At 68.3% G+C, this 14999-nt stretch carries 12 protein-coding genes and 1 pseudogene; 5 read left to right on the top strand and 8 right to left on the bottom strand.

Annotation, left to right across the window (positions count from 1 at the left end; all coding sequences use genetic code 11):
- Nucleotides 1-306 precede the first annotated feature (306 nt).
- The 7 genes and pseudogenes from GXY85_05160 to GXY85_05130 form a co-directional block, all read right to left on the bottom strand.
- Entirely contained in the window at nucleotides 307-1005 is a 699-nt protein-coding gene (locus GXY85_05160) for an HAD family hydrolase (protein NLW50219.1), read from the bottom strand.
- 106 nt (nucleotides 1006-1111) lie between these two features.
- Nucleotides 1112-2068: an NAD(P)H-quinone oxidoreductase gene (locus GXY85_05155; GenBank protein NLW50218.1), complete on the bottom strand. Its 957-nt coding sequence runs from the start codon at nucleotides 2066-2068 to the stop codon at nucleotides 1112-1114.
- Nucleotides 2069-2106: 38 nt separating this feature from the next.
- A pseudogene (locus GXY85_05150) lies at nucleotides 2107-2307 on the bottom strand (gfo/Idh/MocA family oxidoreductase).
- 882 nt (nucleotides 2308-3189) lie between these two features.
- Nucleotides 3190-4725 carry a sialate O-acetylesterase gene (locus tag GXY85_05145; protein ID NLW50217.1) on the bottom strand — a complete coding sequence of 512 codons (1536 nt, stop codon included), beginning with the start codon at nucleotides 4723-4725 and terminating at the stop codon, nucleotides 3190-3192.
- Nucleotides 4726-4882: 157 nt separating this feature from the next.
- Nucleotides 4883-5695: a biotin--[acetyl-CoA-carboxylase] ligase gene (locus GXY85_05140; GenBank protein ID NLW50216.1), complete on the bottom strand. Its 813-nt coding sequence runs from the start codon at nucleotides 5693-5695 to the stop codon at nucleotides 4883-4885.
- Complete coding sequence (gene rimO / locus GXY85_05135; GenBank protein NLW50215.1) at nucleotides 5682-7052, bottom strand: 30S ribosomal protein S12 methylthiotransferase RimO; 1371 nt, start codon at nucleotides 7050-7052, stop codon at nucleotides 5682-5684. The genes GXY85_05140 and rimO overlap by 14 nt, the downstream gene beginning before the upstream one ends.
- A 24-nt stretch (nucleotides 7053-7076) precedes the next feature.
- On the bottom strand, nucleotides 7077-9458 hold the full coding sequence (locus GXY85_05130) for a DNA translocase FtsK (GenBank protein ID NLW50214.1): 2382 nt from the start codon (nucleotides 9456-9458) through the stop codon (nucleotides 7077-7079).
- Nucleotides 9459-9783: 325 nt separating this feature from the next.
- Between GXY85_05130 and GXY85_05125 the strand changes: the two genes are divergently transcribed.
- Entirely contained in the window at nucleotides 9784-10248 is a 465-nt protein-coding gene (locus tag GXY85_05125; protein ID NLW50213.1) for a GyrI-like domain-containing protein, read from the top strand.
- Between the two features lie 101 nt (nucleotides 10249-10349).
- On the opposite strand, the gene GXY85_05120 is transcribed toward GXY85_05125, so the two are convergent.
- Nucleotides 10350-10820, bottom strand: coding sequence for a hypothetical protein (locus GXY85_05120; GenBank protein ID NLW50212.1), 471 nt, complete (start codon nucleotides 10818-10820; stop codon nucleotides 10350-10352).
- Between the two features lie 263 nt (nucleotides 10821-11083).
- On the opposite strand from GXY85_05120, the gene GXY85_05115 reads away from it, so the two are divergent.
- Genes GXY85_05115 through GXY85_05100 form a run of 4 tightly spaced genes read left to right on the top strand, consistent with a single transcriptional unit; the run spans nucleotide 11084 to nucleotide 14995 of the window.
- A complete protein-coding gene (locus tag GXY85_05115; GenBank protein NLW50211.1) occupies nucleotides 11084-12154 on the top strand; it encodes a Ni/Fe hydrogenase subunit beta in 1071 nt (356 codons plus the stop codon).
- Nucleotides 12106-12951, top strand: a complete 846-nt coding sequence (locus GXY85_05110) for an oxidoreductase (protein NLW50210.1) — start codon at nucleotides 12106-12108, stop codon at nucleotides 12949-12951. The genes GXY85_05115 and GXY85_05110 overlap by 49 nt, the downstream gene beginning before the upstream one ends.
- Complete coding sequence (locus GXY85_05105) at nucleotides 12952-13713, top strand: cytochrome B (GenBank protein NLW50209.1); 762 nt, start codon at nucleotides 12952-12954, stop codon at nucleotides 13711-13713. It abuts the gene before it with no gap.
- Nucleotides 13697-14995 carry a Ni/Fe hydrogenase subunit alpha gene (locus tag GXY85_05100; GenBank protein ID NLW50208.1) on the top strand — a complete coding sequence of 433 codons (1299 nt, stop codon included), beginning with the start codon at nucleotides 13697-13699 and terminating at the stop codon, nucleotides 14993-14995. The genes GXY85_05105 and GXY85_05100 overlap by 17 nt, the downstream gene beginning before the upstream one ends.
- The last annotated feature ends 4 nt before the right edge of the window (nucleotides 14996-14999 follow it).

Here is a 14999-nt window from a genome sequence, read left to right as displayed (position 1 = left end):
GACTTCCGTCTGTTCCTTGTCCAGCACAATCGGTTTGGCTCGTCGCATGGTCCTCACCCTCCTATGCGGAGAATGATACCATGCCGCGAACTGTTAATCAACCGCACTTATGGGACATTACACTAGCGCATACCTCCTCAACCGTCAGCGAATCAAGCCGGGGCGGGGGCACGATGCTCTGAAAGAAGCGCCGCCAGCACGCGATTTTCACTGTCGCCACGTGCTCAACGTCTGGCTCTGAGAAGGGACGGATCGTCGTGTTGCCGTCATTGACTGGCTTCTTTCGTGGCCCCAATTCTCCCCATCTCAGACAAGCTCCGGCAGGCGCTCGATCACGAAGTCGGCATGGGCTTTCCGCTCCTCAATCCTGTCCGGCCAAAGCTCACGGATGATGCCGGTGATCATGACCGTTACCATGCCCGCCGCTCTGGCGCCCTGCAGTTCAGATGAACCGCCATCGCCCACAAAGGCCGCCTCAGACGGGCTGACGCCCAATCGGTTGAGGCAGAATTCGTAGATCTCCCTCTCCGGCTTGACCGTCCCCACAAGGCACGAGAAGACCGCAGCATCGAAGAAGCCAGCCACCGGCGACCGGCCCCAAGCTTCGACCTCCATCACGTCCGCATTGCTGATCAGCCCGAGCCGCTTGCCTCGTGATTTCAACGTCTGCAGGACCGCGACCGTCTCGTCGGGTATGTCCAGAAGCGCCGCCTCAAACCTCCTGACGCGGTTTGCCACGGCTGCCACAACGGCCACGTCGCCAATCGTCGGATCGATGGCCCGCGCCATCTCCCCGATGATGCGAATGGGGTCCTGCACCTGACCGGTCAGCCGCGCCCGGGAATGGACCTGCAACTGGTCGTCCCACGCCTCGCGGCTGACGCCCAGCATATCGCATGTGAAGGGCAGCCCCTTGCCCCAGCTCGACTCGATGGCCGTGAGGGTGTGGAAAAGGTCGAAGACCACCGCTTTCTTCTGAAGCACGACTTCTTTCACAGACGCCAAGGCCGTGCCTCCCATGCGAAAACACTCTATCCACCGCCCGGCTGCAGTACGTCGTTGATGTTCCAGTGGAGGCCGTCCAGGACCGCAGGTTGAAGGGGAACTGCCCTCACCTGACCGTCAGCACCACCTTGCCCAGGTTCTCCTGCCTCTGCAGGATCGCGTGGGCCTCTTCAGCCTGCGTGATCGGCAGCGTCTTGTGGATCAGCACCTTGACGCGGCCGGAGGCAAACGCCGGCCACAGCAGCGTCTCCATGCCCGCGAGGATCTCGGCTTTCATCTCGCTCGTCCGGCTGCGCAACGTGCTGCCGATCAGCCTGACGCCGCGTCTGAAGAAGTCCGTCACGTTGAGTTCGCTTGTGGAGCCGCCCAGCGTGGCGATGATGATCCAGCGTCCGCCGCGCGCCATCGTCTCCAGGCACGGGCCGAGGTCCTTACCCGCCACGCAGTCCAAAGCCACGTCCACCGGATGCTGCTTCAGCACGGCCGGGATGGCTTCCTTCCGGCGGTTGATCGCCACGTCGGCGCCAAGGTCGCGCACAAACCGTGCCTTCTCTTCCGACCCGACGGTGGTGACCACCTTCGCGCCGACGACTTTGGACAGCTGGATCGCCGCCATACCCAGCCCGCTGGCTCCCGCCTGGATGAAGACGGTCTCGCCGGCCTTTATGCCGCCCTCGATGCAGAGGTTCAGATACGACGTGGCGAACGCCTCCGGGATGGCGGCCGCTTCGACCATCGACAGCCCCTCCGGCACCGGCAGGGCCATGTCGGCGGGAACGGCCACCTTCTCCGCGTAGCCGCCCCCGCCGAGGAGCGCGCAGACCCGGTCGCCGGCCTTCCAGCGTCCGCCCGGCGTCGCTTCCAGCACCACGCCGGCGGCCTCGAGCCCCATCCATTCCGGCCAGCCGGGGGGCGGCGGGTAGTTGCCCTCGCGCTGCAGCAGATCGGCGCGGTTCAGCGCGGCGGCATGCACCTCCACCAGGATCTCGCCCGCCTTGATGACCGGGTCGGGCACCTCGCGCCATTCGAGCGACTTGTCGGCCTTGACTACGATCGCGTGCACGTTATCCCCTCCATTCAGCGTCGCGGGAATCCGGGGTTCTATTCCGCCCAATGGAACTGCGGGTTCTGCTTCCTGACGATCTCCGAGATGCGCGCCACTTCGAGCGCATCGCTGTTCCTGATCGGGAACGGGATGCCGTTTCGAAGCGCGTTATACAGGTGCCTGGCAAGCTCGATCTCGACCTGCGCCCACATGTGCGTATCGGGCTCGACCGGGCGGGTCTCCTCGATCCAGGGGAGGTTCTGCTCGGCCCACATGGGCTGCCCGGGCAGGTGCTGGCCCCAGACGCTGAGCTGGCCGCCGGCGGCTTGACGATATCGCTGGACGGCGGTTTGTGCGAGTTGGAGGAGTCCTTGCACAGCCGGGCAATCTCGGACTCAAGCGAGGCGTTGTGCGCCTCCAACTCCGTCACGCGTGCTTCCAGAGCGACCAGAAGGCCTTCGAGCCGCCTGCAGTTGGGGCATCCGGATGTCGCTGCATCTGCCATGATGCGGCAGGATACGCCAACCCCGAGGGCAGATTCTCAGGAAATCCGTGAACGGTTACCTCGCACACACAATGCCTGAATACGCCCGGTGAGACTTGGGGTGTGCCGGACGTTATGGCATGCAAGTAATCCATATGCAGGCTCACGCCTTCCTCTTCGCCATCGCATAGGATGAACTGCTCCTCAAGGGCAGCGACAGCAATTGTACTGGTTCAGCGTGCCGGGCCATCCTGTCCGGCGGGGGCTGCAGCAGCACAAGCACGCCCCACGCTCTCCAGCCCATCGCGCTGTCAGAACCGTGCCGGAATGAACAAGCTCTCGTGGGAAACCGGTGCGGAGGAGATGGGCAAGGACCGCCTTCGCATCACGCTTCGCGCGTCGCGCGACGAAACGCCATCGACATCGCCCTGAGGTCAGATTCCCGGCAAGCGAAGTGTGCCCGTCTATCAGCCCGTTGTAGAAGTGTGGAGCAGCCGCCCCGCCCGCCCCGGCGGGCAAGCCCTCGGCTGTTGGTCCAGGTCTGGAACGGCCTGACGGCACGCAAGAACGCACAGGCGAGGCCTGCCCGACGGGGCGGGGCGCCTGTGCCACACAAGAAGACTTCCTCGACGGGCTGCTGCCTCCGGCGGGCCCTCTACCAGTCATCGGTGCGGAACGGAAACGCCGGCAGGCCGTCCCTGTTGAACAGGTTGCAGACCGGGTTGTCGGCCCACGCGTATCGCACGGCAACGGGGGCGGTCACCTCGTCGCTCCTGACCAGCACGTCGGAGCCGTCGATGCCGGCCTGGGCCCAGACGAACCTGCGGTCCTCGCCGGCCACGGCGAAGCCCGTGACGGGCTGGTCCGGGGGGTTGGTGACAAGCCCGCCGTGGACGTGCTTGAACGTGAGCCGGACCCGGTTCCCTTCGATCTCAACGGACTCGAGGACGGGTCCGGAGTAGACGACGTCGCGCCCGTACACCATGGCCTCTGCGAGGAGCCCGAGTCGCCTCCCGACATCCTGCTTGTTCTTGGGGTGCGGGTCACGGGCATCGCCGATGTCGGTGGTGGAGATGAGCCCGGTGTGGGGCACGTTCCCGGCCGTGATCCGCTGCGCTTCGCGCACGCGCGGATAGCGGCCGTCGCTGGGCTCCTCGCGAACGCGGAGGTAGGGTGCCAGTTCGACTATGAGGAAAGGGAAGTCCCCCTGCCCCCACTCCTGCCGCCAGGATCGGATCATCGCCGGCAGCAGCCTGTGGTACTCCGCCGTCTGCTCTGCGGTGTCCGTGTTCGATTCCCCCTGGTACCAGATGGTGCCGCGGATTGCGTAGGGGATGAGCGGGTAGATGGCGCCGTTCCAGAAGCCGCTGGGCATGTGGACCCAGGTTCCCGCGCGGGGCAGCTTGGGCTTCTGGGGCTTGGGCCGGCCGCCGGCCTCGCCTCCGGCCTCCTCCCACGCCGCAAGCTCTCGCTCGTGTCGCTCGAGGATGCGATCGTTGCGGACTTCCTCGTAGCGTTCCACGGCCTCGGGGATGCAGGCCTTGAGGGCGCGGGCTTCGGTCCAGGCTTCGGCGGGACTTGCGCCGTGCGAGGACTGAAGGATGCCGATGGGGACGTCGAGTTGGCGATGGAGGTGTCGTGCGAAGAAATACGCGGTGGCGGAGAAGCCTCGAGCGTCGGCAGGGGTGCAGACGCGCCAGCGACCACGTACGGTCTTGACCGGCTCGGGGAGGGACTTGTCGTTGACGTAGAAGAAGCGGATGCTCGGGTAGTTCGCGTTGGCAACCTCCTCGGGGCCGTTCGCGGCGTCGCCGAGCTCGAAGTTCATGTTGGACTGCCCCGACGCCACCCAGACCTCGCCCACCAGGACGTTGTCTATGGTGACGGTCGTCTTCCCGGCGATGGTCATCTGGTGCGGTCCGCCCGGTTCCAGGGGCTTGAGCTTGAGCATCCAGGACCCGTCCGGGTTCGCCGTCGTTTGCGCCGTCTGCCCGGCAATGGAGACAGTGACCGCCTCCCCCGGGTCGGCGGTGCCCCAGACGGGGACGTCGGCCCTCTGCTGGAGGACCATGTTGTCGCCGAACAGCGTGTGGGGCTGAACGTCGGCGGAGACGCCGGGGGCGATGAACAGGAAGTTCAGGACAAGCGACACGAGGAGGACGGGCGCGAAACGCCTTCTGCTCGGAAACATGCGCGTGGGCCTTTCCCAAGAGGATGCCTGCCGATCGGCCGGCCAGCCATGATACAGGACGCCTGCGGGAACACAAGAGATTCCCGCGCGCCGAAGGGCTCCTCCGGCCATGGCATGCGGCCCCAGGCCGAATGATGGGCGGCCTATGTGACACCGTCTACGGGAGAAGCCGGGCACGGCTGTCCGACAGGAGCAGGCGCTCCCCCTGCCCCACCTCCAGTATCAGCTCTCCGCTGCTGCGCACTCCGCGCACCGTGCCCGCCACGACGCGTCGCCCGACCTCTGCGCGCACCTGGCAGCCGACAAGACAACTCCGCCGCCGCCAGCGTGCCAGCAGCATCTCGGACTGGCCCGCCGCAATGCGACGGTACCAACCGTCCAGTTCGGTCAGCAGCGCCCGGGCCACGGCCGAACGCCGAAACGACGCGCCGGCCGCGTTCTGCATCGACGTGGCGGGCGTGGCCGTGCCCGTCGGCAGGTCGCCCGGCCCCATGTTCACGTTGATGCCGACGCCGAGCACGTGCGCCGGGGCGGAATCGCCGCAGACCTCCGCCTCGACGAGCACGCCGCCCAGCTTGGCGATCCTCAGGGTCCCTCGGCGATGCGACGCGATGACGATGTCGTTCGGCCACTTGATTCGCGCAGGCACGCCGAACGACCGGACGGCCTCGGCCGCGGCCACCGCCCCGAGGATGGTCAGCAGGCGGCGTTCGCGGGCCGGGAGGCGGATGCGCAACACGACGCTCAGGAGGATCCCCTTGCCCGGCGGGCAGACCCAGCCGCCCTGCCGTCCGCGCCCCGCGCCCTGATACTCGGACGCCACGACGTAGCCGTCGGGCACGCCGGCGCGCAACCGCTCGCGCGCGACGTCGTTGGTCGACGTGCACTCGTCCAGCACCTCGCCCGCCGCCCCGATGACGGCGGTCCCGCCCCGCCCTCCGAACAGCACGCCGGCGTCAAGGCGTCCCACGATCGCCTCCCACCGTGCGCGCCGTGCAGTCGTAGTCGCGGGAGCCGACGATGTCGACCTCGACGAACGTGCCCGGCGGCGGCACCTCGTCACCCGCCACGAGGATGAGCGGGTCCACGTCCGGCGCCTCCGCCCGGCTTCGCGCCGGCCGGAGCGCGTCGGCGGACGGCGCGCCGTCCACGGACGGCGCCCCGTCCTCCATCAGCACGAGCACGCGCGTCCCGACGCGGCCGGCCGCCCACTCGAACGCGATCGGCTGCTGTGCGGTCATCAGCACGTCGCAGCGCTCCTGGGCGACTTCGGGCGGGACCTGACCGGGCATGTCGTGCGCCGGGGTGTCTTCCTCGCGGGAGTATGGGAAGCAGCCCATCCGGTCGAAGCGCGCGTCCTGCACGAACTGGAGCAGCTCCTCGAAATCGGCGTCGGTCTCCCCCGGGAAACCCGTCAGGAACGTCGTGCGCAACGTCACGCCGGGGATGCGCTCCCGCAGGTGCGTGATCAGGCCTTCGACGTCCTCGCGCGTCACCTTGCGCCCCATGCGGGCCAGCACGGGATCGCTGATGTGCTGGAGCGGCATGTCGACGTAGGCGCAGACCTTCTCTTCGCCGGCCATCACGGCGATCAGTTCCTCGTCGATGTGCGCCGGATGGGCGTAGAGCAGCCGCACCCACCGCAGGCCGTCGATCGCGCAGAGCTTGCGCAGCAGCCGGTGCACCGTCGGCCGCCCCTCCCGGTCGGTTCCGTAGGCCGTGGTGTCCTGGGCAATGACGTTCAGCTCCCGGACGCCGTCCTCGGCCAGGTAGCGCGCCTCCGCCAGCAGTTCGTCCTCGGGAAGGCTGCGCATCGGCCCGCGGATGAGTGGGATGGCGCAGTAGGCGCAGCGGTTGTCGCACCCGTGCGATATGCGCAGGTAGCCCCAGGCGGCGGGCGTCAGGCGCCGGCTGCGCAGACGGCCGATGCATCCGGCGGGCACCGCCGGCAGCCCGAGCGCACGCAGGGCGGCCTCGGCGGCCGCCGCCGGGTCGATCCCGATCAGCGCGTCGGCCTCCGGCAGCAGCTCGGCCAGGTCCTGCCCGTAGCGCTGGCTCAGGCAGCCGGTGACGATCAGGGCATGGGGGCCGTCGGCGCTCTTGAGGGCTCCGGCCTCGACGATGACACGGATGCTCTCTTCCTTGGCCGGATCGATGAAACCGCAGGTGTTGACGATGACGACGTCGGGATCGCCCACGGAATGGCCGACCGTCACGCCGGCCTGTTCGAGGCGGGACGCGATCTCTTCGGAGTCGACGACGTTCTTCGCGCAGCCCAGGGTGAGCAGCGCGACGCAGGGCGGCCGGGCGGCATCGGAACGTGACATGGGCGCTTTCGGGGAACGACGGCGTCAGCTTGCGCTGTGCGCGGCTTCCCATTGCTCGAGGGTCATCAGGACGCGCCGGGCCTGGCTGCCCGTGTGGGGGCCCACGATGCCGGCGTCCGCCATCATATCCACGAGGCGCGCGGCGCGCGAGTAGCCGATGGCCAGACGGCGTTGCAGCAGCGACACGGAGCCGCGCTGCGTCTCGACCACGACGCGAACCGCCTCGTCGTACAGGTCGTCCTCGAACTCACCGCTGACCCCCTCGGCCGCATGGTAGTCGCGGATCTCGGCCTTGAACTGCGGACCGCCCTGGGCCTCCAGGAACTCGACGACGCGCTCGATCTCCTCCTCGGACACGAACGAGCCCTGCGCCCGCACGAGGCGCGAACTGCCCGGCGGCAGCAGCAGCATGTCGCCGCGTCCGAGCAGGCGTTCCGCCCCGTTGCGGTCCAGAATGGTGCGGGAATCCACCATCGAGGCCACCTGGAAGGCGATGCGGGCCGGCAGGTTCGACTTGATCAGGCCCGTGATCACGTCGATGGACGGGCGCTGCGTCGCGCAGATGAGGTGGATGCCCACCGCCCGCGCCTTCTGCGAAAGGCGGATGACGCTCTTCTCGACCTCCTTGGCCGCCACCATCATCAGCTCGCCGAACTCGTCAACGATGATGACGATGTGGGACATGTAGAACGGCACGTCGTCGATGACGGCATCCTCGTCCGGGTCCAGCCGCCGCAGGATCTCTTCCTTGCCCAGCGCGTTGTAGCTCTTCAGGTCCCGCACGCCGACGGCGGCCAGGATCGAGTAGCGCTCGTCCATCTTCTTGCACGCCCATTTCAGCACCGAGGCGGCCTTCTTCATGTCGGACAGCACGGGGCACATCAGGTGCGGCAGGCGGGCGTAGAGGCTGAACTCCACCGACTTGGGGTCGATCAGTAGGAGCTGCACCTCCGCAGGGGTGCGCGTCATGAGGATGCTCAGGATCATGGCGTTCATGGCCACGGACTTGCCCGCGCCCGTGGCCCCCGCGACCAGCAGGTGGGGGCAGCGCGCCAGGTCCAGCACCAGGGGTGTTCCGGCCGTGTCCTTGCCCAGGAACAGCGGGATGGCGTGATTCTGGGCCTTCTTGCCGACCTCGGCCATCAGCTCCCGGACGCCCACGACCTCCCGCTCGGTGTTGGGCACCTCGATGCCCACGGTGTTCCGGCCGGGCAGCGGCGCCACGATCCGCACGTTCGGGGCCTTGAGTGCAATCGCCAGGTCGTCGGCCAGCGACTCCACCTTTGAGACCTTGGTGCCCGGCGCCAGGGCCAGCTCGTACATGGTGATGACGGGCCCACGCATGACCGTCACCACCCGCGCCTCCACCCTGAACTCACCCAGCGTGCGCGCAAGGATGCGGCCCTTCTCGCGGATCTCGCTCTCGTCGTCGCCGCCCGAACCGCTCTCGAGTTCGTCCAGCAGGCCTACCGGCGGGATCCGGAACTCGGGCGCCATCCCCTCGCCGCCTTCGGGACCGTTGAAGAACTCCAGCGCCTCCTCTTCCTCCTCGATGTCCGGCGGCGTGCGCGTGTGGCGCGTGATCACGGCCGGCTCGGGAATGAGTTCCTCGGCGAACTGCGTCTCCTCCTCGCCCTCATCGGGGTCCGCGGACTCCAAGGAGTCCGCGGACTCCTTGGAGTCCGCGGGCTCCGGGGCGGCCGCAGGCACCCCGAAGGCGTCCTCGTCGGGCCGTGAGGCGACACGCACCGGCGGCTTCGGCGCCCGTTCGGCCGGGACCTTCTTCGGTTCGCGCGCCGCTCGCGGCCCGGCCCGCCGTGCGAACGACAGGATGCGCAGCACGGCCTGGGCCGCCCCGCCGGTCGCACGCAGCAGCCAGTTCACAAAGGCCGTCAACTCCGCCCCGGCCAGCAGGAACGCCCCGATGGCGCACGAGAGCCCGCACAGGATGAGTGTGCCGGACGAGCCGACGCCCCGGTAGAGCGCCGTTGTGAGCAGCACCCCCAGCATGCCGCCGGCCCGGCCGCCGCCCGCCTGGTAGACCGACGCCGTGCTCTCGGCCGAGGCGTTCAGGATCGCCAGGACCACGATGCCCGTGGCGACCAGCAGCGCGAGGCCGATGCCCCGCATGCCCCAGCCCGACATCCTGGGGCGCAGGGCCACCAGGACGCCGCCGAGCGTCACCGCCGCGGCCAGGGCATGCGCCGTCCAGCCGAGCAGGACCAACATGTGGGCCGACACCCAGGCTCCGGCCGGGCCGCAGGCGTTCCCGTCGGTCTCCCCTGCCAGGAAGTCGGCGAACGGCCCCTCCGTGGGGTCATGCGTGAACAGGCTCGTCAGCAGGAACGCTCCGAGAGCGATCATGACCAGCCCGACAATGAACCGTGTGCGTTGTTTTCCGTCCATCTCGGTCGCCTATGGGTACACCCTTACCGCAGAACGACGGACATTGTAGTCCCGCGTCCGAGGCGAAAGCAAAAACGTTCGTGCGGAGGCGCCACCGCCCCGCAGCCCCGTCGTGCACCGCCCGCGGGCGTGGGGCGGCGTGCGCGCCCCCCCTCGGCCATCCGAACCCTTCCGCAGGCAAGGGGTTAGAGCGGCCGCATGGTTCCGTAAGTGTTCGAAGGAGAGGCAGTTGCCGCTTGACAACCGTCGGCGGGCATGGTAAGAAAGTGGCTGATCGGGGGACGTTCCGCCTCGCCCTCGCGCTCCACAGACACCGGAGGAAACCGTGCTCGAAGTGCAGATCAAGGAACTGGAACCCATTACGGTCATGAGCCTCCCGTTCACCGGGCCCTACGACCAGGCGCTCGGGAAGCTCGAGGAACTCATGTCATGGCTCCTGCGGGCGGGACATCCGTACAGCGGCAAGCCGTTCGGCTGCTTCTACGACGACCCGGCGAAGGTGCCGGCCGACCAGTTGCGCGCGGAGGTCTGCCTGCCGATCGAGGAGACCTGCCAGGGCGAAGAGGAGATCGTGCGCAAGGTGGTGCCCGGCGGGACCATGGCCTCGGCCATGTTCACGGGCGACTTCTCCAACGTCTACCAGGCGTACGTCGAGATATTCGAGGCGATCACGGCGCGCGGCTACAAGTACCGCGCAGGCGAGCCCACCCGCGAGGTGTACCTCACCATGTATGAGCAGGAAGAGGAGTCGGCCGAGCCGGCGGTCGAGATCCTCGTGCCGGTCGAGTGAGCGTCGACACGGTCCTCCGTCTGCCGTCGCCATGCGGGGCGGGCCGCCTGCCGGCCTGTTGAGGGGGGGGTGAGGCACACCCGCCCGGCCTCAGCAGGCTGCTACGCCAGCCGCGGGAACGCGTTGATGTACGGAATCAGCGCGTCCCAGCTCGGCACGCGCGAAACCACCATGCCGAACAACTCCCCGCTGGTGCCCACCACCGCCGAGGCGCCTGCCTTGATGAAGGCACTCATGACGTAGTCCGAGTAGGCGTCGTCGACGATCGCGACGATCGGGAAGTCGCGTGCAAGCGCAGCACGCAGCCGGCCGACAAGCTCCTGCGGCTTGAAGATGGTGTCCAGTTCCATCTCCATGTAGCCGCTCTCCAGTTCCAGGCTGCTCAGCCCCGTCAGCACGCAGACGGAACAGGCGTCCCCCGGCAGCCGCAGGTCATCGAGGGACGGGTCGTAGTAGCGTCTTGTCAGGTCCAGGTGCGTGGCCAGCCGCTTGACGTAGCGTCGCGCGTCCAGTGACCGGTCGATGGCCTCTTCCGACGGCACGTAGAGTACGGCCTTCCGGGCGGCGTCCATGTGGCGTGTCTCCGCTGACGGTTGAATCCCTCCCCGCCGTTCTATCGCATTGTGCCGCACGGCGCAACGACACGCGCACGCGCATGGCCGCTCCGTTGTGGTCAAATATCGTGCTTGCACAAGCGGCCCGTATTGGTTACGATGCTGGGCATGCTGCCCGGCGGCGTCGATCGCGGGGCCGGCCGCGGCACCATCGGGCCGGGCCGTCTCTGCCGGCGGCCCGGCGGCAGGCACAGTCCCCTGCAGCACAGGGGGAGGGGCATATGGGCCTGGTGGAACTGCAGCAGGTCGAACTGGATGCATGGGTCACGGCGCTGATCGCGCGCATCCGCGTGAGCGGCCCGCAGGCGCGGGGGAAGGCGTTCGCGTTTGACCGGTTGTCCCGGGTCGGCGACCTGCGGCTCGATCACGACGTCGCCGTCACTCCCCCGAAGCAGTACTTCCTGCCGCCGCGCGAGGCCCTTCTGCGGTACGAGGGCAGCCGCTGGGAGAGCCGCCTTGACGAGACCCCGTTCGTGCTGTTCGGCGTGCATCCGTACGACGTGGCGGCGATTGCGCAACTCGACCGCCTGTTCGCCGAGGGCCGGCCGGACGCCCACTACCTGGCGCGCCGCGGCGCGGCCACGATCGTTGCGTGCGACGTGCAACGCGTGTCCGCGGACTGTTTCGCGGGCTGCATGGGGACGGCCGTCTGCACGGACGGATTCGACGCGCTGCTCACCAAGGTGGACGACCGATACGTGCTGGACGTGCGCACGGAGAAGGGCCGGGCGCTGGCCGAGGGGCTGCCCGCGCAGCGGCCCGCCGGCCGCCAGGCCCTGCTGGGCCGCCTGCACGTCTGGCACGAGAACCGCCGGGCGATGCGCCGCCACGAACTGACCGTCGCTCCGGAGGACCTGCCGGCGCTTCTGGCCCTCCACTATGAGCACCCCGTCTGGGCCGAGAGGGCCGCTCGCTGCTTCTCGTGCGGCTCCTGCAACCTCGTCTGCCCCACCTGCTACTGCTTCGACGTGCGCGACGCGCCGGACTGGGACGTGCGCGTGGGATCGCGCTACCGCGCGTGGGACGGCTGCATGCTGGCGGACTTCGCCACCGTGGCCGGCGGCCACAACTTCCGCGCGGAACCGGCGGCGCGGTTCCGCCATCGGTACCTGCGCAAGGGGCTGTACATCCCCGAGAAGATCGGCCAGGTCGGCTGCGTCGGCTGCGGGCGCTGCATCTCCGCGTGCGTGGCCCGGATCGCGAACCCCGTCGAGGTCTTCAACCGCCTGTCGGAGGAGCACGTATGCCCTGCACCTGCCGAGAACAGCGCGACATCTACCTCCCGGAGGTAGCAACCGTCCTGCAGAACCGTGCTCTCACCGCCCTGGAGGCGAGGTTCGAGCTGGCGCTGGACACCGGCCGGCCTCTGGGACACATGCCCGGCCAGTTCGTCGAGGTCTCGGTGCCCGGGTTCGGTGAGGCCCCCATCTCCGTCTGCTCCGCACCCGATGAGCGCCCGGCCTTCGAACTCGTGGTCCGGCGCGCGGGCACCCTCACGACCGCACTGCACCGCCTGGAGGATGGCGCCAGGGTGGGCGTCCGAGGGCCGTTCGGCACCCACTTCCCGGTCGACGGCGCTATGCGGGGCCGCGACCTGCTCTTCCTCTGCGGCGGCATCGGCCTGGTGCCTGTGCGTTCGGCCGTCCAGTACGTGCTGGCACACAGGGCGGACTACGGAGACGTGACGATCCTGATCGGCACCCGGTCGCCGGCCGAGCGTCTGTTCGTGGACGAAGTGGCCGCCTGGTCGGCCCGAGACGACGTCCGCCTGCTGGAGACGGTGGACCGGGGCGACGAGGCATGGACCGGCCGCACGGGCGTCATCACGACGCTGATGCCGGGCTTGAGCATGGCCCCGGACCGGACGACGGCCATCGTCTGCGGGCCGCCCGTGATGTACAAGTTCGTCCTGTTCGAACTCGACAAGATGGCCGTCCCCCCCGAGAACACCTACGTGTCCCTGGAGCGCCGCATGAAGTGCGGCGTCGGCAAGTGCGGACACTGCCAGGTCAACGGGCAGTACGTCTGCCAGGACGGCCCGGTCTTCCGTTTCGCGGACCTCATGAGCGCCAGGGAGGCCATCCAGTAAATGGGCAAACCCAGAGTCGCCATCTACGACTTCGCGTGCTGCGAAGGCTGCCAGCTCCAGATCGTGAACCTGGAGGAGGAGATCCTGGACCTCATCACCCTGGTGCAGCCCGTCCGATGGCGCGAGGCCATGGCCGAGGAGGACGACGGCCCCTACGACATCCTCATGATCGAGGGCTCGATCACCCGTCCGGAGGACGAGGAACGGGTCAGGGAACTGCGCGAGAAGGCCCCCATCCTGGTCGCCCTGGGCGCCTGCGCAACGATCGGCGGGATCAACCGGATCAAGAACAACTTCGACCTCGCCGAGGTGCGCCGGCTGGTCTACGGAGAACGGGCCGACATGCCCCACCTCAACACCGGCCCGACGAAGGCCGTCAACGAGGTCGTCCCGGTCGACTACTACGTGCACGGCTGCCCCATGACCGGGGAGGAGTTCGGCCACGTCGTGCGGTGTCTGGCACTGGGCAGGGAGCCGGACCTCCCCACCTATCCCGTCTGCGTGGAGTGCAAGGCGCGTGGCACCGTATGCCGGTACGAGTACAACGAGATCTGCCTGGGCGTCGTCACCCGGGCCGGCTGCAACGCCCCCTGCCCGGCGGCCGGCATGTGGTGCTACGGGTGCCGCGGGCTGGCCCCGAACCCGAATGTCGACGCCGCCCGGGAAGTGATGGAGACCTACGGGAAGACCGTTGAGGACCTCCAGAGACGCCTGACGCTGTTCAACAGCCAGCAGGAGCCCACCCATGTCGAGCACCGTTGACATCCGTGTCCATCACCTCACGCGCGTGGAGGGGCACGGCAACATCCTGGTCCGGGCCGCCGACGGCCGCATAGAGGAGGTGGTCTGGCAGGTGCCCGAGGCGCCGCGGTTCTTCGAGGCCATGGTGCGCGGCCACAGCTACGAAGACATCCAGACCATCGTCAGCCGCGTCTGCGGGATCTGCTCCATCAGCCACTCGCTGGCCTCCGTCAAGGCGACGGAAGCCGCCATGGACATCGAGGTCAGCCCCCAGACGCAGAAGCTCCGTCTGCTCATCCACTACTCCGAGCAGCTCCAGAGCCACATCCTCCACGTCGGCTACCTGGTCGCGCCCGATCTGTTCAACGCGCCTTCCGTGATCCCGCTCATCGACACGCACACCGACGCCGTGCTCGCGATCGTGCGCGTGCACAGGGCCGCCAACGAATGGTCCGAGCTGCTCGGCGGCCGCATCACCCACCCGGTGACGCTCTGCCCCGGCGGGTTCACCCGGTTGCCCACCGCCGAGCAGTTGAAGGAACTGGACGCGAAGCTCGAGGCTGCGCTGGCGGACGTCCGCGCGGTCGCCGACGTCGTGCTCAGCGTTGCCGACCGGCTGCCCGCGTTCCGCCGCGAGACCGAATACGTCGCGCAGGTCGAGCCGGGGCATTACACGTTCTACGACGGCGAGATCGGCAGCACCGACGCTGACCCCGTCCCCGTGTCGGAGTACCGCTCCGCAGCGAACGAACGCGTCTCGCCGCAGTCCACCGCGAAGTGGACGCGCTGGCACCGCGACTGCTACGCCGTGGGCGCCCTGGCGCGGTTCAACCTCAACGCCGAGCACCTTCTGCCCGAAGCGGCAGACGTGGCCGCCCGGTTTGCATTGGCCAAAGGCTGCGCCAACCCGTTCATGAACTCGGTCGCGCAACTGGTCGAATGCGTCCAGGTGCTCGTGGAGGCCCGCGGGATCATCGACGAGTTGCTCTCGGACGGCCTGCAGGACGACGCGCGCCGCCCGGTGACGCCGAAGGCCGGCCAGGGCGTCGGCTGCGTCGAGGCCCCGCGCGGAATCCTTTTCCACGACTACACTTACGACGACCGAGGACGCTGCACCGGGGCCAACCTGGTCATCCCCACCAACCAGAACCACGCCAACATCCAGAAGGACTTCGAGGCGTTCGTCCCCGAGTTCCTCGATCGCGGGCAGGACGAGCTGCGGCTGCTCCTGGAGATGCTCGTACGATCGTATGACCCCTGCATTTCGTGCTCGACACACTACCTGACCGTCCAGTTCACCTGACCCG

The sequence above is a fragment of the Candidatus Brocadiaceae bacterium genome (assembly GCA_012728835.1).
Lineage (GTDB): Bacteria > Planctomycetota > Brocadiia > SM23-32 > SM23-32 > JAAYEJ01.
This window is presented reverse-complemented; position numbering and strand designations above follow the sequence as displayed.